This is a genomic window from Paraburkholderia sp. PREW-6R (assembly GCF_039621805.1).
Taxonomy (GTDB): Bacteria; Pseudomonadota; Gammaproteobacteria; order Burkholderiales; family Burkholderiaceae; genus Paraburkholderia.
Map to the genome: position 1 here is coordinate 1,261,463 of NZ_CP155074.1, position 18,771 is coordinate 1,280,233.

Annotated in this window: 17 protein-coding genes; 13 read left to right on the top strand and 4 right to left on the bottom strand. The window is 63.7% G+C overall.

Annotation, left to right across the window (positions count from 1 at the left end; all coding sequences use genetic code 11):
• The first annotated feature begins 224 nt into the window (after window positions 1–224).
• Window positions 225–1,184, top strand: a complete 960-nt coding sequence (locus AAGS40_RS20770; RefSeq protein ID WP_345814655.1) for a phosphoribosyltransferase — start codon at window positions 225–227, stop codon at window positions 1,182–1,184.
• Here the strand turns inward: AAGS40_RS20770 and AAGS40_RS20775 are convergent.
• On the bottom strand, window positions 1,181–2,875 hold the full coding sequence (locus AAGS40_RS20775) for an ATP-binding domain-containing protein (RefSeq protein ID WP_345814656.1): 1,695 nt from the start codon (window positions 2,873–2,875) through the stop codon (window positions 1,181–1,183). The genes AAGS40_RS20770 and AAGS40_RS20775 overlap by 4 nt on opposite strands.
• Before the next feature lie 295 nt (window positions 2,876–3,170).
• Here AAGS40_RS20775 and AAGS40_RS20780 point away from each other — a divergent pair, with 295 nt between their 5' ends.
• Window positions 3,171–3,797, top strand: coding sequence for a glutathione S-transferase family protein (locus tag AAGS40_RS20780; protein WP_345814658.1), 627 nt, complete (start codon window positions 3,171–3,173; stop codon window positions 3,795–3,797).
• A gap of 51 nt (window positions 3,798–3,848) precedes the next feature.
• Window positions 3,849–4,487, top strand: coding sequence for a Fur family transcriptional regulator (locus AAGS40_RS20785; protein ID WP_345814659.1), 639 nt, complete (start codon window positions 3,849–3,851; stop codon window positions 4,485–4,487).
• A gap of 226 nt (window positions 4,488–4,713) precedes the next feature.
• On the opposite strand, the gene AAGS40_RS20790 is transcribed toward AAGS40_RS20785, so the two are convergent.
• Together AAGS40_RS20790 and AAGS40_RS20795 are read right to left on the bottom strand one after the other, a co-directional pair.
• Window positions 4,714–5,226 (bottom strand): response regulator, encoded by a 513-nt coding sequence (locus tag AAGS40_RS20790; protein ID WP_345814660.1) that lies wholly within the window; start codon window positions 5,224–5,226, stop codon window positions 4,714–4,716.
• Window positions 5,227–5,594: 368 nt separating this feature from the next.
• On the bottom strand, window positions 5,595–6,371 hold the full coding sequence (locus AAGS40_RS20795; protein ID WP_345814661.1) for a TetR/AcrR family transcriptional regulator: 777 nt from the start codon (window positions 6,369–6,371) through the stop codon (window positions 5,595–5,597).
• 140 nt (window positions 6,372–6,511) lie between these two features.
• Between AAGS40_RS20795 and AAGS40_RS20800 the strand changes: the two genes are divergently transcribed.
• From AAGS40_RS20800 to AAGS40_RS20810, 3 genes are all read left to right on the top strand, one after another.
• Window positions 6,512–7,978, top strand: coding sequence for an MDR family MFS transporter (locus AAGS40_RS20800; RefSeq protein WP_345816529.1), 1,467 nt, complete (start codon window positions 6,512–6,514; stop codon window positions 7,976–7,978).
• A 432-nt stretch (window positions 7,979–8,410) separates the two neighbouring features.
• Window positions 8,411–9,748, top strand: a complete 1,338-nt coding sequence (locus AAGS40_RS20805) for a hypothetical protein (protein WP_345814663.1) — start codon at window positions 8,411–8,413, stop codon at window positions 9,746–9,748.
• A 261-nt stretch (window positions 9,749–10,009) separates the two neighbouring features.
• Window positions 10,010–11,095: a TAXI family TRAP transporter solute-binding subunit gene (locus tag AAGS40_RS20810; protein ID WP_345814664.1), complete on the top strand. Its 1,086-nt coding sequence runs from the start codon at window positions 10,010–10,012 to the stop codon at window positions 11,093–11,095.
• Window positions 11,096–11,143: 48 nt separating this feature from the next.
• On the opposite strand, the gene AAGS40_RS20815 is transcribed toward AAGS40_RS20810, so the two are convergent.
• The gene (locus tag AAGS40_RS20815; RefSeq protein WP_345814665.1) at window positions 11,144–12,580 is read right to left on the bottom strand and encodes a PLP-dependent aminotransferase family protein; all 1,437 of its coding nucleotides are present in this window, start codon (window positions 12,578–12,580) and stop codon (window positions 11,144–11,146) included.
• A 115-nt stretch (window positions 12,581–12,695) separates the two neighbouring features.
• Between AAGS40_RS20815 and AAGS40_RS20820 the strand changes: the two genes are divergently transcribed.
• The 7 genes from AAGS40_RS20820 (at window position 12,696) to AAGS40_RS20850 (ending at window position 18,594) form a co-directional block, all read left to right on the top strand.
• On the top strand, window positions 12,696–13,574 hold the full coding sequence (locus tag AAGS40_RS20820) for a DMT family transporter (protein ID WP_345814667.1): 879 nt from the start codon (window positions 12,696–12,698) through the stop codon (window positions 13,572–13,574).
• Window positions 13,575–13,861: 287 nt separating this feature from the next.
• The gene (locus AAGS40_RS20825) at window positions 13,862–14,755 is read left to right on the top strand and encodes a MurR/RpiR family transcriptional regulator (RefSeq protein ID WP_345814668.1); all 894 of its coding nucleotides are present in this window, start codon (window positions 13,862–13,864) and stop codon (window positions 14,753–14,755) included.
• Window positions 14,756–14,787: 32 nt separating this feature from the next.
• Window positions 14,788–15,351, top strand: a complete 564-nt coding sequence (ddpX, locus tag AAGS40_RS20830; RefSeq protein WP_345814669.1) for a D-alanyl-D-alanine dipeptidase — start codon at window positions 14,788–14,790, stop codon at window positions 15,349–15,351.
• A gap of 57 nt (window positions 15,352–15,408) precedes the next feature.
• A complete protein-coding gene (locus AAGS40_RS20835; RefSeq protein ID WP_345814670.1) occupies window positions 15,409–15,678 on the top strand; it encodes a hypothetical protein in 270 nt (89 codons plus the stop codon).
• A 250-nt stretch (window positions 15,679–15,928) separates the two neighbouring features.
• Window positions 15,929–16,543: an N-acetyltransferase family protein gene (locus tag AAGS40_RS20840; RefSeq protein WP_345814671.1), complete on the top strand. Its 615-nt coding sequence runs from the start codon at window positions 15,929–15,931 to the stop codon at window positions 16,541–16,543.
• A gap of 4 nt (window positions 16,544–16,547) precedes the next feature.
• A complete protein-coding gene (locus tag AAGS40_RS20845; RefSeq protein WP_345814672.1) occupies window positions 16,548–17,423 on the top strand; it encodes a MerR family transcriptional regulator in 876 nt (291 codons plus the stop codon).
• Between the two features lie 172 nt (window positions 17,424–17,595).
• Window positions 17,596–18,594: a sulfonate ABC transporter substrate-binding protein gene (locus tag AAGS40_RS20850; RefSeq protein WP_345814674.1), complete on the top strand. Its 999-nt coding sequence runs from the start codon at window positions 17,596–17,598 to the stop codon at window positions 18,592–18,594.
• The last annotated feature ends 177 nt before the right edge of the window (window positions 18,595–18,771 follow it).

Below are 18,771 nucleotides of genomic sequence, written 5' to 3' on the forward strand. Positions count from 1 at the left end.
ATGTATTTCACAGCATCCCGCGACGACGGGCATTCCCCACCCGCCACCGCCGGCAAACGCGTGTCACCCCGACGCGCGCTCTTTGAGTCGCATGCATAATATCGCCAAAATTCTTTGTCTCAAAAATGGGGCGTAAGGGTCGCGTCCGCGCGACGAAACGCGCCCCGGTCAACACGGTCAGATCCGGGTCGCACGGCTCGGCCCCAAGCGACACGCGAAGAGTCATGAACAAGCCGGTATTGCCCCTGACTTACGAACAGCTCGATCACTGGATCGAATCGCTGCGGCCCGCCTTGCTGGCTGCGCAATTCACGATGGCAGTGGGGATTCTGCGCGGCGGCGCGCCGCTCGCGCTGATGGTGTCGCACGCGGTGGGCACGCCGGTCGCATTCGTGCGCTATGACCGGCAGTCCCGCACGGTCACGTGGGATTCCACGCTGCCGATGCCGCCCGCGGGCTCGAGAGTGCTGCTGTGCGAGGACATTGCGGGACGCGGCTTGACGCTCGCCGACTGCATCGGCTTTCTACGCGGTCATGGGCTCGATGTCACGACGCTGACCGGCGCGGTCGACGATCTGAGCCGCGTGCAACCCGACTATGCGATCGACGCGCGTGGCTATTTCGCGCTTTTTCCGTGGGAGCGCCAGGCGTACACCGAGCGTTACCGCGACGACTGGCTGCGGGTCGAGGCCGGCGACACGCCGGCCATGGCGGAAGATCACGAGTACCTCACCTATGCGATCGACCTCGACGGCATTCTGCTGCCCGACGTGCCGCTCGCGCGCTACGACGAGGATCTCGCCGCCGCGCTCGCCGAACGCGACGCGCTGCTGCCCTTCGATGCGTTGCCGGACGTCGACCTGAAACGCGTGCGCACGATCATCACGGGGCGGCCGGAAGCGGACCGCGCGCGCACTCTCGGCTGGCTGGAGCGGCACGGCTTTGGCCATATGCAACTGGTGATGCGCGTGCCCGGCGCGCACGACGAAAGCCCGGCGGGCGCCGCGGCTCACAAGGCCGCTGCCGCACTGCGCGGCGGCGTCACGCATTTTGTCGAAAGCGATCCGGTGCAGGCGCTGCTGATCGCGCAGCAGGCGCCGCTGCTGCGCGTGATCTGGTGGGACGCTCACAGCCGCACCGCCACGCTGGTCGGCGCGCGTGCGTGGACGAGCGGCGAGCGCTAGACCGCTTTCGCGAGACCCGGCTCTCGGTGGGTTCTGTCAGCGCCTCGCTCCAGAAACCGCGCCGCCCGCTGCGACGCCACCACGATCAGTTTCATGGTGGCACGCGTAGCGCCGACGAACAGCTTGCGGGCGATGCGCTCGTCGAACGAATCGAAATCGACTTCCGTGAAGATCACGCACGGCGCCGCCTGCCCCTTGAAGCGATAGATCGACTCGAACAGCACGTCGCCTTCGCGATATTCCGGGTTGCCGAACAGATCGTACTTGCCGGTGAAACTGCGCAACCGGTGCGGGCCGAGCTGATCGAGCGCCGTCATGGCCGACCCTTCGCGGCCGCGGAACGACAGCACGGCAATGTCCTGCTTGCGAAAGCCGAGCGACAGCGCCTGCGTGATCGCACGCTTGGTGGCGTCGATGCTGCCTTCGGCCGCATTCGCTTCGTCGTAGACGGACAGCGAAATGTCCGAGCCATCGAACGGACTGCCCGACCTGAGCGCCGCCGCTTCCGGCGCGGACCCGCCGACCAAGTCGCGCACGTATTCGAGAATGTCGCGCGGGCTGCGGTAGTTCGTGGTTTCCGTGAGCGTGGTCCAGCCCGGCAGCGCCACCGGTTCGCGCATGTACAGATTCTGCAGCGGATCTTCGAGCCACCACCACGACGCGCCGGGACGCAGCAGGCGCTCGAGCGCTTCGACCCACGGCTGCTGGAAATCCTGACCTTCGTCCACGATCAGCACGTCGAACTGCCAGCGCGAATCGATTGGCGTGCCAGCAAAAATCGTTTCGAGCTGGTCGAACACGTCGCCTGCCTGGAAATCAGGCTCACGACCGGCGTCGCGCGCAATCCAGTCGCAGAGCTGGTGATAATTCGCCACTTTGGCTTCGGGCGGCGCCACCTGCGCGATGTGATCCGCCAGCGGCCGGTTGAAGCACACATACAAAGGACGCCGGCCGCGGCCGACCGCGTCTTTCATCACCTGTACCGCGAGCTGGGTCTTGCCCGAACCGGCCGTGCCGATCACGCGCAGCCGGAACGGCGAGAATTCGAGCCGCCGCGCCCATGTCGCGAGACCGCCCGCGAGCCGCGTGACGAGCGTATCGGCCTGGCCGACCAGCGCGCTGGTGTCGGGCGAAAGCGCGAGTTCGTCGGCGAGAAAATGGTGGATCTTCGGTGCGCACGCAAGACGCGGCTCATCGGCGGCCAGCGCTTCGCGGATGACCGCCGCGAGCCGGTCCTTGCGCGTGGCGTCGACGATGCGCGCCGGGTCCACGCCGGCAATGGCCGCGTCCTTCACGTTGTGGTCCGGGCAGTACAGCAACGCTTCGATGAAATAGGTGCCCGCCCCGAACGCGGCGGTAAATCGCCGGTGCAGATTTTCGACGGTGTGCGCGAGCGCAATCGCGACGTTGCGCTCGGTTTGCAGATACACCTTGACGAGCCCCTTCGCCGTTTCGCGAAGGAAACCGGTTTTCTGCTCGACGATCATCACGCGCCCTGCCGGACTGACGACCACGAAGTCCGCTTCGCCGAACACGGAGAAATTCTGGTTCAGGCGGGTCCAGTGCACGCCGTGATAGACCGTGTAGTCGTCGGGCAGCGCGTGCTCAAGCAACGCGAGGGTCTCGCGTTCGCGCGCCGCCGCGCCGGTTGCGGCGAGACTTTTCCAGTCGTCGGGAACAATGCGGGCCATGCGTTGCCTCTTGGTTTTCGGTTGCGCTCATTGTACGCAACGGCCGGGCCTGTTCGTGGCTGCCTGCGCACGCTGCTTCGCGCCTTCGCGCGCATCGTGTATCGTTACTGATTCGGTGTTACGCACAGGCATGGCAGAAGCAGCAAGCGGCAAGCGGCGCGCGGGGTTGGATAACGACGTGGAGCACGATCCGGGCGCGGGTTGGATCGAACGCCGTGCATAAGGCGCAAATGGGCGTGCCACGACGCGCTCGAAACGCGCCCTGCCACTCTTCGAATCAAAAAGGATTGACCGGATGATTACGATCTGGGGACGCACCAACTCGGTCAACGTCCAAAAAGTGTTGTGGTGTTGTGACGAACTGGTGCTGCCGTATGCGCGCATCGACGCAGGTCTGCAATTCGGCCGCAACGACGAGCCCGCCTATCTGGCGATGAACCCTACTGGCAAGATTCCCACGCTGATTGACGATGACTTCGTCCTGTGGGAATCGAACTCCATTCTTCGCTATCTCGTGCGTCAGTATGGCGAGTCGAGCCCGCTCTATCCCGTCGATGCACGCACCAGTTCGCGCATCGACCGTTGGCTCGACTGGTCGCTCTCCACGCTGCAACCCGCTGAGCGGCCTGTGTTCTGGACGCTCGTGCGCACGCCGGCAGTCGAGCGCGATCTCGCGAAGCTCGCCGGCGATTTCGAGGCGGTGACGCAACACTGGCGCATGCTGGACACGCATTTGCAAGCCCGGTTTTTCCTCGAAGGCGATAAATTTACGCTCGCCGACATCGTGATCGGCGCGTATGCGAAACGCTGGTTTGGCCTGGAAGGGGTCGAAAGGCCGCCGCTGCCGAACCTGGAGCGCTGGTATTCGCGCATTGCGACGCGTTCGGGCTTCAAGAAATATGTGGATTTTCCGCTGACCTGACGAGCATGGGCGGGTGCCACGCCATTGTGCGCTGGCCTTTATAATCGAATTATGAAGAACGCCAAGCCCTCCGCGACCACTGCGAAAGCTGTTCCCGCAGCCAGCGCGTCCCGCACCCTGTCCGCGACCACCGCCCGCGCCGCCCACGAACCGGCGCACGACCACCCACACGACCATGCGCATGAGTTGGAACACGTGCACGGTGGATCGCAGGAAGCTGCGCTGACGCTTGCGGAAGAGTATTGCCGCGAGCGCGGCGAAAAACTCACGCCCATTCGCCGCAAAGTGCTCGAACTGCTGCTAAATTCCGGGCGCGCGACCAAAGCGTATTCGCTGCTGGATGAAATGCGGCAGATTCATCCCGGATCAGCGCCGCCCACGGTATATCGCGCGCTCGATTTTCTGCTGACGGCGGGTCTCGTGCATCGAATCGAGTCGATCAACGCATTCACGGTCTGCCACGATCTGACGCAATGTCAGCACGGCATTCTGGTGGTGTGTCAGCAGTGCGGCAACGTCACTGAATTGCATCAGCCGAAGCTGCGCCAGGCGCTGATCGCGCAGATCGAAGACGCGGGCTATCGCGTCGCAAGCGACGAGATTGAACTGAAGGGTGTATGCGCTGCCTGTCAGGCAGCCGAAGCCACGGCAGGCGCGGCGACCGCCGTGGGAGCGGTGGCGGCGAAATAGGAAGACGACGGTCGCGTAGTGCGTGGCAACGCGGGTCGCGTTTGCAATGCGGTGCGCCGGCAATGCCGTTGAAAGCACACCGAGGTCAGGCAACGCGAATCGCCGTGCGCGCGTGGTCGGCCTGTTTCTGCCAGCATCTTTACCGCCTCGCGGGCGCTGACGCCTAAGCCTAAGCCGCGAGCAACGCCCGGCGGCACGCCGGACGAACCTTAAGCCATCGCGTCCATCAACCTGCTGCGCGCGCGTGGATCGCGTCGTGCAGCAACGTCACGAGGTCATCGGGCAACGCCGGCTTTGTCATGAAATGCTGAAAGCCTTCGCCAATACTGCGCAAGCGGTAAGCGTCGTCGGTGTGGCCCGTCAGCGCGACGGCAACCGACGGCGCGTGGTCACTGCGAATCTCATGATCGCGAAGCCGCTGGATCATGTAGAAGCCATCCATGGCAGGCAGTTCGAGGTCGCAGACAACGGCGTCGGGCAATAATCGGAGCGCCGCTTCGACACCCTCTTCCGCATCCGCCACGGCGACGACATGCGCGCCTTCCGCTTCGAGTAACAAGGTCAACGATTCCCGGCTATCCGGGTCGTCTTCGACGAGCACGATCGTGGCCTGATCGAGTCTCAATGCTCCGTTCATTTTCTGTTGTTGCTCTAAAAAACCGGTTAGGCCGTCAGACTTGGCCAACGTGTCGCCTTGCTGCTGGCCGCCTGCCTGCACGGCTGCGATGTTGCTGTTCATGATTCCGACTCGATGTCATGCACCGAGCTACGTCCAGCCCAAATTGTAAAACATTGCCAGGACGCAACGCGGCGCACAGTAACGCGCCAATTGCACGCCAATAAAAATACGGCATCCGGCATTCCTGCTTCGGCTGGCCGGTGCCGGCACCCGAATCGCCGGACGGCTCGCGCAGACCCCGCCTGCGTGGCACGTCCCGTCCAGCGACTTTTCTCGTATCCCGATTCTTTTGCAACGCCCCCGGCCGTACAAACCACGAGGCGTTCATGTTCAACGCATAGGTAGCATGTTGCGTGCCGCGGTTGTGCATCACTGCACGGAGATTGGGCATGGACGGCCAAGGTCGTGACCTCGTGCACACGCAGTGGTCAGCCTGCGTGGATTGGACCGATGCCCTGCACCAGCAACGCAATGGCATGTCGCGCAATGTCTTCGCCGCCTATATTTTTGCGCACCGGATCGGTGTGCCAGAGCTGAGACGACGCGAGAGGCAGGATGGTGAGCCCGAGCAGCGTGATGAATACGAGCGACGGCTCGAGCCCGGCATTCAGCCGCCCCTCTTGTTGCCAGCGCGAGATGGCCGCGAGCGACGCCTTCTGGTACGTGTCGCCGAAACGTTCGTGCATGCGCTGGCGCAACAGCCCGCCATCGCTGATTACTTCACGAATCCACAGCGACGGAAACCACGGATGTTCCGCCGCCACGTCGACGAGCCGCCGCGCGAGTTGCGTGATGGCCGCGACCGGATCGTCGGGATTTTGCTGGAAAGGCGTGCCGAGTGCCGCGCGCAACGGCGCGAAGCGTTCGTCGATCAAGACGTCGAGCAACTGGCCGCGGGTCTTGAAGTAGTAATGCACCATGGCCGGCGTGAAGCCAGCTTCGCGTGCGATCGCACCGAGTGTCGTGTCGACGATCCCCTGCCGCGCGAATAACGCCAGCGCGGCGTCGAGCAAACGCGCGCGCTGCCCGGCGCCTCGCACCGCGCCCGACGGCCGGCCCGGCCGCCGTACGGACGCAGTGGCGGCAGTCGGGTGGTCGGCGCTTGCCCGGGCCTCGCCGCCTGCCGCGTCGTTCAAGCGGCGACTGGCAGCCGCGTCGTGCGGGCCGTCGTCCATCGGCGAGTCGCCCCTCGGAATATGTGTCATTGCAATGATTTGACGAAAGATCAGGTAACGCCTATATTAATCTTCTTGTTAATTAATTTCAATGGCTTGGGAATATGGAACATTTGACACCGCAACCTGCGGACTTGAGCCAGGACGAAGCGAACGCCAGCGCCCCGGCCATGGACCATCCGCCGATACGGTTGCTGTTTCCGGCGCTGCTGCTCGTCATGCTGCTCGCCGCGCTCGACCAGACGATTGTCTCCACCGCGCTGCCGACTATCGTCGGCGAGCTGGGCGGCTTGAACAATCTGTCGTGGGTCGTCACCGCTTACCTGCTCACTTCGACGATCGTCGTTCCGTTATACGGAAAGCTTGGCGACCTGTTTGGCCGCAAGATCGTACTGCAGACCGCGATCGTGGTGTTTCTGGTCGGCTCCGCGTTGTGCGGCATCGCGCAGGACATGACCCAGTTGATCATCTTGCGCGCGCTGCAAGGCCTTGGCGGCGGCGGTCTGCTGGTCGTCACCATGGCCGCGATCGCCGACGTGATTCCGCCCGCCGAGCGCGGCCGCTATCAGGGCGTATTCGGCGGTATGTTCGGACTCGCCACCGTGGTCGGTCCGCTGCTCGGCGGCTTTCTCGTCGAGCACCTGACGTGGCGCTGGATTTTTTACATCAATCTGCCGCTCGGCATCGTATCGCTGATCGTGATCGGCGCAGTGTTCAGGCCGCACGCGCGCCATGTGAGGCACACCATCGACTACATGGGCGCCGCGTTTCTCGCCGGCGCACTCACCTGCATCATCCTGTTCACGAGTCAGGGCGGCACGATCCTGCCGTGGTCGTCGCCGCAACTCTGGTTCACGCTGGCAATGGGGCTCATCGCGATCTGGGGTTTCGTCCACGAGGAGCGTAGCGCGGCCGAGCCGATCATGCCGCTCGAACTGTTCCGCCAGCGCACGTTTTTGCTGAGCAGTCTGATCGGCTTCATTATCGGCGTATCGCTATTCGGCTCGGTGACGTTCCTGCCGCTCTACTTGCAAGTGGTGAAAGGCTCCACGCCTTCGCAGGCCGGCATGCAAATGCTGCCGATGATGGGCGGCCTCTTCATCATGTCGATGGTCACCGGCCGGGTCATCTCGAAGATCGGCAAGTACCGGATGTTTCCCATTGCCGGCACGCTGCTCGTCGCGATCGCCATGTTTCTGCTTGCGCGCTTGCAGATCGCGACACCCATTCATGTGATGTATGTCGACATGGGCCTTCTCGGCTGCGGCCTCGGCATGGTGATGCAGGTGCTGATCCTCGCGGTGCAAAACACCGTCGAATTCCGGCACATGGGCGTGGCCACTTCCGGCGCAACGCTGTTCCGTTCTATAGGCGGTTCAATCGGCGTCGCGGGCTTCGGCGCGGTGTTCTCGAACGGGCTGGCCTCGCGGCTCGAAACGCTGATCCCGCCCAACACCGAATTACCCCATGCGCTTGGACCCGCTGCAATCCACCAGTTGCCGCAAGCGTTTCGCAACGACTATCTGCAGGCTTTCGCAGGCGCGCTGCATACCGTGTATTTATCGGCAGCGTGCGTCGTGCTGCTTGCGTTCGTGCTCGCATGGCTGCTGAAGGATCACCCGCTTCGCACGCGCTGATCGTTGCGCACGCATCCACTGTGCCGACCTCACATCCCCCGTATTCCGCTGATTAAAGCGCTTAATGACGAGGCTGACGCAGCGCCAGCCTCGTTGCATTCCGATACACCGGATGACGACCGCCGCGAAGTCGTCCCGACAACGCGACCGCGTTGCCCAACCGTTCAAAATGCCTTGCCGATGCGCGTTTTGCCGTCACAGGCGGTATTTCGTCGTACGTGGATATGTGCGCTAGCGCACACAGGATAGGTAGGAACGGCGATTGACGACTGAATTGAAACGCCACATATTGGTTGCAGCAGCGCAGCAAGACTTCTGCGTCGCCGACTCTCCGGTGCATGTGGATCGTGAATTCCGCGGATAGGACTCCTGCTTCAGCACGATCCGGAGCATGCCGTATCAGGCATTGATTTCCTCAGGCGGGTCCTTAGCATGTCCACCCAGACACTTCCTGGCCAAAGCTTTCCTACGCCCTGCAAAAGATGTGGAGGCGCTCTCTACCGGCAGGTCGATTATTGTCCGTACTGCGGCGCGGGTGATCCTCTCGACGCCGGTCCGCATAAACGCACGGTGATTCCCGGCAGCCGCGCTAGCGCGAGCGCCACGCCCAGGACTACGCCCAACAATCCGTTCGACGCGCCATTGGCCGACGGTGCCGGCTTCGCCTCGCGCGAAGCCAGAGCGGGCGACCCTGCTGCCGTGAAAGCCGCGCCACGCCCATCCGCCCTGTCGACGCCCGGCGTGTCCATTCCGCAGTCCGCCGAATCGTCCGTTGGATTGCCTGTCAGCCTTGGCCCGTCCGCCCGCACCACGCAACTTATTCGCAAGTCTTTGTTCTGTGCTGCGGCAGTTGTCGGCGTTGGCCTGGTGCTTGTCGGTTACGCGCTATTCCGCCCGGACGACGAGACGGATAGCAACGCCAACGATCAGGTATCGGACATTCAGGATGCCAGAACAACCGCCGGCACAATCGCGCCTTATACGCCGGCACTCGCGCCGAATCGTCAACGTCAGCTTAATAAGGCGATTGTCGCGACACCTGGCACACCGGCCACTCCCACGAAAGCCGCGCCTGCCATCCCCGTTACGCCGATCATGCCGCTCGTCGCTGCCGCCCCGGTCAAGCCGGCCAGCGCACAGTTCCGTGATGCCGGTCAGGCCGTGCAGGCTGCCCGTGTCGCATATCGTGCAAACAATCTGTCCGCCGCGCAATCCGCGCTTGCTGCCGCGCAAACTTTGCAACCCGACAATGCGGACGCGCTGAGTCTGTCGCTGGAACTGAAGCCCGCGATTGCGCGCCGCGACGCTGCGCTGCAAGCGGCGCAAGCCTGCTTCACGCAGCAGTCGTGGGCATGCGCACGCCAGCATGCGACCGATGCGCTCTCGATCGACAGCGGTAGTGACGCAGCCAGTTCGATGCTCGAGCGCGTCATCACGCAAACAGGTTGGGCGCCGCTCCACTCGCCCGCCGCAACGAGTGTCCCGTCCGCTGCACCGCTGCAAACGCAAGCGCTGGCAACGGTGCCCGCAGCGGCCGCGACACTGCAGGCGAAGCCGGCACCCGCGCAGATTTCGCCGCAGACACGGCTGCCTCAAGGACCGCCGGCTGGCAACGATACCTCTGCGATAGCCGCACGCCCCGCCCAACCGGCGCTCGATCCCAACAGTGTCGAGGCGCGCGAGCGTGCGATACGGGAATCGGGCTGGAACCGGGCGGCGCAGAACAGCGCGAAGCCGGCAGCCGGCTCGACGGCCAGCAAACAGCCATGATTTGATACGGATGCCGAAGTAATGATGGAAGCACGAAATGCACTCCGCAAGCGGTTACATAAGAGCTCCACTCTTGAGCCGGCATCGCATGCGCATCAGGAAAAACACTGATACGGCCACACGATCCGGTTGTCTGTGAGCGGCACCACACGTACAGAGCAGGCACAACGCGCTACACACGGGAAGGCGTCCATTCACCGATGCTTTGCTCGCGCCGTCGGGCGAGGCGATATCAATCTGACCGACAGGTAGAGAAAGACCATGCTGAAGAGACTTCTGGCAGGATGGCTGGGGATGGCGCTGATGCTCATGTCATCACTCGGATTCGCGGAGCCCGCGCATTACAAGATCGTCACCGGACCGGAGCGGGGCACCTATATTCAGTTTGGCCAGGATCTGGCGAAGTGGGTTGCCCAGCCGGCGGGGATCGACCTGGAAGTGATGGCTTCGAAAGGGTCAGCGGAGAATGTGCAGCGTATGCGCTTCGAGCCGGGCGTCAAGCTCGCGCTGGTGCAATCCGACGTGTATCAGGCTTACCTCGACATGGCGAACGCCGGCAATGCCGATGCGGGCACGGCGATCCGGCCGCTGCGGCTCATCATGCCGCTCTATGATGAAGAGATCAACGTCGTGGTGCGCGCGGATTCGCCAATGAAAACCTTCGCCGATATCAAGGACAAGACGATCAGCGTGGGCCTGCTCGGCAGCGGCACCGCGCAGTCGGCCACCACGCTGTATCACCTGATGTTCGGCCAGGCCATTCCCGAGCAGAACATCCAGCATCTGAGCAACGAGGACGCGCTCGCCGCGCTGATCGTGAAAAAAGTGGACGTGGCGATTATCGTCGTCGGGCAGCCGGCCAAGCTGTTCAACGACATGAATGCGGACCTTCTGCAACAGATCCGTCTGCTCAGAGTCGATCCGGCCGCACCTGAAACCGCGCGCGCGAGGCAAACTTACTTCCCAGCGACGATCCGCGCCACCAGCTACCCGAACTGGCTGAAGGAAGACGTGCCCACGCTGACGGTCAAAGCGTTTCTCGTCACCTATGACTATGGCTTGCGCGACACGGTCGTCAATCTGAATCATTTCGCCGATTCGCTGTGCACGAACTTCGACAGCCTGCAGGAGCACGGCCATCCGAAGTGGAAACAGGTGAAGCTCGAGTTGCCCACGCTCGTGCGCGGCTGGAAATATTATTCGCCGGTCGAGAAGCGTCTGCGCGCGTGTCTTGCGACGAGGAGCGCGGCGATCAACGCGACGGCGGCAACGACGGGTGCCCAGCCGGCGCAGAAACCGCGTTCTTCGTGCACGGACCAGGAGCGCCTGCTTCTGCTTTGCAAATGAGCGGCGCACGGTAAGCGCGAAGAGCGCGGCAAGCGGCGCGCGTTCGGCTCAGGCGCCCGCCCGCATCGCTGACGCAGCCGACGCATCCATCGCCCGCTGCAATGCCTCGTAGACTTTCGGACGATTGCATTGCGAGACGTTAAAGCGCAGGAAGCCGGCGGCCGACTGCGACGCGCTGAACACGTTGCCCGGCGCGAAGACCACGTCTTTCGCGAGCGCATGGCGCGCCACGTCGGCGGCGTCGAGCGAACCGGGCAAACGCGCCCACACGAACAGTCCCGCGCGCGGCCGCGTCCACAGTTCGAGGCCCGCATGACCGATGCGCGTGACCGTTTCGCCCATTGCATCGGCAAGTCTCGTGCGCATGGTTTCCAGATGGCGCCGGTATGTGCCGTCCACCAGCAGGCGATGCACCACGCTCGCCGCAAGTTGCCCGTTGCCGAACGACGTCGCGAGTTTCAGATCGATCAGCGGCTCGATCCACTCGGCGCTTGCTGCAATGTATCCGCAGCGCACGGCCGCCGACAGCGTCTTCGAAAAGCTGCCGATCGACACCACGCGCGACAGCCCGTCGAATGCGGCTAGACGCGGGGCGGCTTCGTCTTCAAAGTCGGCGAAAATGTCGTCTTCCACGATCAGCAGACCGTGCTCTCCTGCCAGCTTGAGCAGACGGTGTGCTACCGCTGGCGCGAGCGTTGCGCCGGTCGGATTGTGAATCGCGGAGTTCGTCACATAGAGCCGCGGACGGTGCTCGATCAACGCACGTTCGAATGCCACCAGATCCGGGCCGGTACGCGTGTAGGGCACACCCACCACGCGGGCGCGGTGAGCCCGCAGCAAAGCCTGAAAGTTGAAGTAGCACGGATCGTCGATCAGCACGGTGTCGCCCGGTTCGAGCAAAAAGCGGCACACGAGATCGAGCGCATGCGTGGCGCCGTCGGTCAGCACGATCTGCTCGGGCGACGCCTCCACGCCGTGCTGCGCAAGCCGCCACGCGAGTTGCTGACGCAGCGCGGGCAGGCCAGACGGACTGGCATATTCGGCAAGCGACGCCTGCGGGTCGCGCGCCACCGCGCGCAACGCGCGGCGCACGCCGTCCTCCGGCATCCACGAGGGCGGCATCCAGCCGCAACCCGGCTTCAATACGCCCGACGCTGCTTCGAGCGACTGACGCGTGAGCCATAACGGATCGACTTCGCGGTCGAGCCGCGGTCCGAGATCGGCCAGCGCAAGCGGCGGCGCGTGTCCCGACACGAAAAAGCCCGAGCCGCGCCGCGCGACGATCGCACCCTCCGCCACCAGCCGGTCATAAGCTTCCACGACCGTCGATTTCGACACGCCGAGTGCGTCCGTCATGACGCGAATCGATGGCACGCGCGCACCCGGCATCAGCGAGCGGCTTGCAATGCGCTCGCGCAGGTTGTGCATGACCGCGTCGACGCGCGTGGCCGGCTGCGCTGTCTGACCGGATTCATGGTCCGCCATCTGTACTGCTCCCTGTTTGGTACAGTTTGTACGAATTGTACTGATCCGTAGCTTACCTTTTCCGGTCCGGAAGTAGATGCTCAAGCGTTCCGGTTTTACTTACAGGCGCACTTTCATGGACAAACTGACGAGCGGATGGCTGAGCGGACTCATCGGCGTGTTGATATTCAGCGGCTCGCTGCCGGCCACGCGCATCGCAGTCCAGGGCCTCGACCCCGTGTTTCTGACTGTGGCCCGCGCGACGATTGCCGGCACACTCGGCCTCCTGCTGCTGGTCGTCTTCCGTCAGCCGAGGCCGGCGCGCGTCGACCTCGTGCCGCTCATGATCGTCGCGCTCGGCGTGGTGGTCGGCTTTCCGTTGCTGACCGCGCTGGCGCTGCAGCATGTGAACGCCGCACATGCGGTCGTGTTCGTCGGATTGCTGCCGGTCGCCACCGCGATTTTTGGTGTGCTGCGCGGCGGCGAGCGTCCGCAGCCGGCGTTCTGGCTCTTCTCCGCGCTCGGTAGCGGCGCGGTCGTCGCGTTCGCGGTGCGTCACGGGCTCAACGCTTCGCCGCTGGGCGACGCGTTGATGCTGGCCGCCATCATCGTATGCGGGCTGGGCTATGCGGAGGGCGCGCGTCTGTCGCGACGCCTCGGCGGCTGGCAGGTCATTTCGTGGGCGCTCGTGCTGTCCCTGCCGCTGATGGTGCCGCTCGCGTGGTGGACACGCCCCATGTCATTGGATGGCGTCAGTCACGCTGCGCTTTGGGGCCTCGCGTATGTGTCCCTCTTCAGCATGTTGATCGGCTTCGTGTTCTGGTATCGCGGCCTGGCGCTGGGCGGGATTGCGGGTGTCGGGCAACTGCAATTGCTGCAGCCGTTTTTCGGGCTGCTGCTGGCCGCCCTGCTGCTCGATGAAAAGGTGCCCCCGTCGATGGTTCTCGTTACGATCGCCGTGGTGGCCTGCGTCGCCGGGGCGCGGCGGTTTTCCCGAGCGGCACCGGCGCGATGAACAGGCGGCATCTCGCGTGGAGCTTCACGGTTGCGGTGGGGCATATCGTGTGGGCTTGATGCGGCCTTGAGTAAGGCCTTTAGTCCGGCCATTAGTACGGCCTTTAGTACGGCCGTTATTGCGACCTTCAATGCGGCCTTTAATGCGCCTTAAGCCCGCCTTCCAGCGCGACTTTCCACATCACATTCGCTGCAACTCGACGGCCGTTGTACTTCAAGGACCGGACCGGCGGCGGGATATGTCATCATTCCGGTGACCAGCCACCACCGCGCAGCGCCGCGACAACGATGCCGACTGCTTTCGCTCAAACCGTCGAAGCCCGTTTTGCCGAACTCACGCCCACCTCCAAACGCGTTGCCAGCTATATGCTGGCCAACCTCGACCGGCTCGGTCTCGAAACCGCCGACCAGATCGCGCAACAGGCCGGCACGAGCGGCATCTCGGTAGGCCGCTTTCTGCGCAGCATCGGCTACCGGAATCTCGACGACCTGAAGCGCGAACTGCGCGGCACGCAGGAGCGTCCATGGATGATTACCGACCGGCTCGACGCGTTCCGCCGGGCCTCGGGCCATCACGACCACACGACGGCTGCTGAAAACGGTGCAGCGCCACCGAACGCCGCGCTCGCGCATTCGCTCGAACTCGAACTCGGCGCGATCCAGCACGTGTACCAGCTCGCGCAAACCCCCGTCTTCGCGCGAGTGGCCGAACGGATTTCGAACGCGGACGCCGTCTATATTCTCGGCATTCAATCCACACGCGGCATCAGCAATGCGTTCTACAGCTACCTCGAATACATCCGTGCGCGCGTTTTCTATTCCGACGGCATGTCCGGCTCGTATGTCGACTCATTGAATTCGGAATTCGAGTCGCCTTATCTGATCGTGACCGACACGCGCGCCTACTCGAAGGTCGCACGCCGCTATTGCGAAGCGGCAACGCAACGCGGTCTGCCCTTCGCGCTCGTCACCGACATCTACTGCCCGTGGGCGCGCGAGTTCGACGGCGACCTGCTGCAGGTGAAAACCGACGTCGGCCAGTTCTGGGATTCGCTTGCACCGCTCACGTGCCTCTTCAACCTGCTGATCTCCGCGATCGTCGAACGCCTCGGCCCCGGCATCGACGGGCGGGTGGCCCGCAACCGGGAGCTGCAAAGCGAATTCGACCAGTTCGACCTTTGACGCGCTTCTGACAAACCTACGCCCAACACGTCATGACCGACCATCGACTCATCGAGATCACGCCCGCCACGCACGGGGTGGACATCGACCTCGTCTACGCGACAGACCGCAACCTGACGGGCAGGCCGATCTACCGGGCCGCCCATTGCCTGCTGCTCGAACCCGCCGAAGCCGCACTGCGCCGCGCGGTCGAACTGGCGGCGCAGATCGGCATGACCTTGCGTATCTTCGACGCCTACCGGCCGCCGCAAGCACAGCAGGTACTCTGGGACTTCCTGCCCGATCCCACCTATGTGGCCGACCTGAGCCGCGGCTCGAATCATAGTCGCGGCACCGCGCTCGATCTGACGCTGCTCGACGCGCAAGGCGACGAACTCGATATGGGCACCGGCTTCGATGCGATGACGATCGCCTCCGAGCATTTTCATGCGGGCTTGCCCGTGCAGGTACAGCGCAACCGCATGCTTCTGCTCGGCGTCATGCATGGCGCAGGCTTCACGCATATCAAGGCGGAATGGTGGCACTACGAATTGCCGGGTTCACGGGCGTTGCCGGTGATCGACAACAGCGAGAGCGGACCGCTGCGGTTGATGTAACGGATCGGTTGCAATAAAAAAGCAGGTATCCTCTCCCGCTCGTTCAAAGGAGGATGCATGAAGTTTTCGATCTGTCTCGCGGCCGCCGCGCTCACGTTGTCCGCAGGCGCTTACGCACAAAACTCGCAGACGTTCCATTTCGGCGAAGGCCAGAGCGGTATGTCGTCGGGCAACACGCATGCTGCGCCTTCCGCGCAGGCGCCCGCACCGCAGGGCTCCGAGGACGCCGGCCACACAAACGCCACGGCGAAGCCCGCGCACAAGCCGAAACACCGCAGGCATCATCGCGGGCACGCGACCCAGCCCGATACGTACTCGCATAACTGACCGCGAGCAGACGTTCATCCACGCGCCACGCCCGCCGGCGTGGCCGGGCGGCCGCGTTGCAATGTTTGTCGCGGACCTTGCGGGGCCCTTCAGTCGTCAAATCACAAGCGGCAACGCGGCCGTTACGGATCAAGGTTCGCGGCCCTTATAGTGGGCATACGTCACGACGATTTTTGACTCGCTTCAAATTCGCACACGCGGCGAGCATAGTAAAACGTATCGTCAACCGCTTGCCGCGACAGGACCCTGTATGAGCATCACGCGCTCCAACCATTCCCCTGATACTGCCGCCCCGCCGCTGAGCGCGCCATTGATTCGCGATGCCGAGGACAACGACCTGCCCGCGATCCAGGCGATCTACGCGCACCATGTGCTGACCGGCGTGGCGTCGTTCGAAGAAACCCCGCCTGGCGTCGATGAACTGCGCTCACGGCTCGCGTCGGTACGCAGTCATGGGCTGCCGTATATGGTCGCCGACATCGACGGCGAGGTCGCAGGCTATTGCTACGCCACGCCGTATCGCCCACGCGCCGCGTATCGCAACACCATCGAAGATTCAATCTACGTGAGCGACGCTTATCGCGGACGCGGTCTGGGCCGCGTGCTTCTGCAGGCGCTCATCGAGCGCTGCGAGTCAGGACCGTGGCGCCAGATGGTGGCCGTGATCGCCGACGGCGGTAGCGGCGGTTCGCTCTCGTTGCACACGCAGTTGGGCTTCGAACTGATCGGCACATTGAAAGCCGTCGGCTTCAAACATGGCCGCTGGCTCGATACCACGTTGATGCAACGGACGCTGGGCCGCGGCGACTCGACACCGCCAGACGATGTCGGGCGCTCGCCCGGCCAGGGCGCCGCGTTAAAATAAATGCATGCCCAACACGCCGCCTCCCGTGCCGCCCTCTTCCACTGCTGAGCTGCCCGCAGCGGACGCGCCGCGCAACGAATACACCGTCGATGAACTCGCACGCGTGACGGATACCACGGTGCGCAACGTGCGCGCGTATCAGGACCGTGGCCTGCTCGCGCCGCCGGAGAAACGCGGTCGTGTCGGCGTCTATGACGACACGCACGTGTCGCGTCTGAAACTGATCAACCATCTGCTCACGCGCGGCTACACGCTCGCGAACATCCAGGACCTCATCATGGCCGTCGACGAAGGCCACGATCTGCGCGCCATTCTTGGACTGGAAACGGCGATCGGCGGCCGCTGGTCGCGCGAGCGGCCCAAAAAATACTCGCTGATCGAACTGCTGCAGATGTTCGGCGACAAGGCATCGCCGGGCGCGCTCGGCAAGGCGGTCGATCTCGGCTTGCTGGAGCGCGAAGGGTTGTCGTTCGTGTCGGGCAGCCCTGCGGCGCTCGCGGCGGGCGCCACGCTCGCGAAAGAAGGCATCCCGCTCGCCGATCTGCTCGACGCCGTCGCGATCGCACGGCCGCATTTTCACGCGGTCGCGAAGGCGCTCGTCGATCTGGTGGTGCGCCAGTTGGACCGTTACGACGCCGACGCTTTGCCACCGCCGGCCGATGTTCCCGCGCTCGTCGATGCGATCTGGCGCGTGCGGCCCCTTGCGATGGTGCTGGTCGAAACCGAAATGAACCGGGCACTGGAAGAAGCGTCCGGCGATTATCTCGGCGACCGTGTCGCGGCCATCATGGCCAGAAAGCTCGGGCATGCTCGTGAAAGCTCGTCGGCGGAACACAGCGCGGTTCGATCCACCGTGAAGAAGGGCAAGCCTTCCGCGTAGTAGCGGGCCGGGCGCACGCGCAGCGCGCCTGTCCCCGTACGCGTCATATTCAAATCTCCATTGCTTCGTTTGACTCGCGCGTCGTCCATGCGACGATCCCCGCACGTTGCTGCAGCGTTCGCCGGGCAGCCAGGCATTCAAGCATTCAATCGGACACAATGGAGATTCCCGCATGGGCCGTTCAAATCGACTTTCGCTTCACGTGGGCGCCGCGCTGCTCGCGGTGTTGTCCCCACTCACGTCGCCTGGCGCGCAGGCTCAGGCGAGCGGCGGCGAGCCGTCGAAAACGTTGCGGATCGGGTATCAGAAGTCCGGGCTCCTTGCCGTCCTCAAGGCCCAAGGCTCGCTCGACGACAAGCTGAAGTCGCTCGGCTATAGCATCAAGTGGTTCGAATTCCCCGCCGGTCCGCAACTGCTCGAAGCGCTGAACGCAAACAGTATCGATTTCGGCTATACCGGCGCGCCGCCGCCCGTCTTCGCGCAGGCCGGCGGCGTGCGCTTTGTCTACGTTGGCGCGGAACCGTCGGGCCGGCACGCCGAGGCGATCCTCGTGAAAAGCGATTCGCCTTTGCGCCAGGTCGCGGACCTGAAGGGCAAGAGCGTGGCCTTGCAAAAGGGTTCGAGTTCGAACTACCTGCTGCTCGAAGCGCTCAAGAAAGCCGGCCTGCAATACGAAGATGTTCACGCGGTCTACTTGCCGCCCGCGGACGCGCGCGCGGCGTTCGAAAGCGGCAAGGTGGACGCGTGGGTGATCTGGGACCCGTACTACGCTTCCGCGCAACAGGCGCTGAAGGCGCGCACGCTTGCCGACTATTCGGAACTCAACGGCCCCTACAACTTTTACGAAGCGACGCGCGACTTCGCTCAACAGCATCCGGATGTGATCGGCGCGATTCTCGGTCAGTTGCGCACGGCCGGCCTGTGGGTCAACGCACACCCGAAGGAAACTTCCGCGCTGATTGCGCCGAAGGTTGGACTCGACCCGCAACTGGTCGAAACCTGGGTGCGCCGTTATCCGTACGGGACCACTGCCGTGACCGACGAAATCGCGCGTTCGCAGCAGAGCGTCGCGGACGCTTTCTATGGCGCGCATCTGATTCCGCAAAAAGTCACGGTGAAGGACAACGTCTGGCAAAACCGTGATGTGACGAGCGCGCTCGCCGCGAAGTAAGCCGCCAACCCAAGCACGGGCCACGACGCCCGGTGAGATCGACCCGGGCGGACGCGTGGCGATCCGCCAATTTCTCGTTGGCTAGAGTTGCTCGTCTAGCCGGTTTCTTGCGCCATCCACTCCTCGCCTCTATTGTTACATCAACCAATGTAACAGTGTTCAGCGACAAGGGAGACT

Coding starts and splice junctions, on each gene's coding strand:
- AAGS40_RS20770 (WP_345814655.1), top strand. CDS start 225: ATGAACAAGCCGGTATTGCCCCTGACTTACGAACAGCTCGATCACTGG.
- AAGS40_RS20775 (WP_345814656.1), bottom strand. CDS start 2,875: ATGGCCCGCATTGTTCCCGACGACTGGAAAAGTCTCGCCGCAACCGGC.
- AAGS40_RS20780 (WP_345814658.1), top strand. CDS start 3,171: ATGATTACGATCTGGGGACGCACCAACTCGGTCAACGTCCAAAAAGTG.
- AAGS40_RS20785 (WP_345814659.1), top strand. CDS start 3,849: ATGAAGAACGCCAAGCCCTCCGCGACCACTGCGAAAGCTGTTCCCGCA.
- AAGS40_RS20790 (WP_345814660.1), bottom strand. CDS start 5,226: ATGAACAGCAACATCGCAGCCGTGCAGGCAGGCGGCCAGCAGCAAGGC.
- AAGS40_RS20795 (WP_345814661.1), bottom strand. CDS start 6,371: ATGACACATATTCCGAGGGGCGACTCGCCGATGGACGACGGCCCGCAC.
- AAGS40_RS20800 (WP_345816529.1), top strand. CDS start 6,512: ATGGACCATCCGCCGATACGGTTGCTGTTTCCGGCGCTGCTGCTCGTC.
- AAGS40_RS20805 (WP_345814663.1), top strand. CDS start 8,411: ATGTCCACCCAGACACTTCCTGGCCAAAGCTTTCCTACGCCCTGCAAA.
- AAGS40_RS20810 (WP_345814664.1), top strand. CDS start 10,010: ATGCTGAAGAGACTTCTGGCAGGATGGCTGGGGATGGCGCTGATGCTC.
- AAGS40_RS20815 (WP_345814665.1), bottom strand. CDS start 12,580: ATGGCGGACCATGAATCCGGTCAGACAGCGCAGCCGGCCACGCGCGTC.
- AAGS40_RS20820 (WP_345814667.1), top strand. CDS start 12,696: ATGGACAAACTGACGAGCGGATGGCTGAGCGGACTCATCGGCGTGTTG.
- AAGS40_RS20825 (WP_345814668.1), top strand. CDS start 13,862: ATGCCGACTGCTTTCGCTCAAACCGTCGAAGCCCGTTTTGCCGAACTC.
- ddpX (WP_345814669.1), top strand. CDS start 14,788: ATGACCGACCATCGACTCATCGAGATCACGCCCGCCACGCACGGGGTG.
- AAGS40_RS20835 (WP_345814670.1), top strand. CDS start 15,409: ATGAAGTTTTCGATCTGTCTCGCGGCCGCCGCGCTCACGTTGTCCGCA.
- AAGS40_RS20840 (WP_345814671.1), top strand. CDS start 15,929: ATGAGCATCACGCGCTCCAACCATTCCCCTGATACTGCCGCCCCGCCG.
- AAGS40_RS20845 (WP_345814672.1), top strand. CDS start 16,548: ATGCCCAACACGCCGCCTCCCGTGCCGCCCTCTTCCACTGCTGAGCTG.
- AAGS40_RS20850 (WP_345814674.1), top strand. CDS start 17,596: ATGGGCCGTTCAAATCGACTTTCGCTTCACGTGGGCGCCGCGCTGCTC.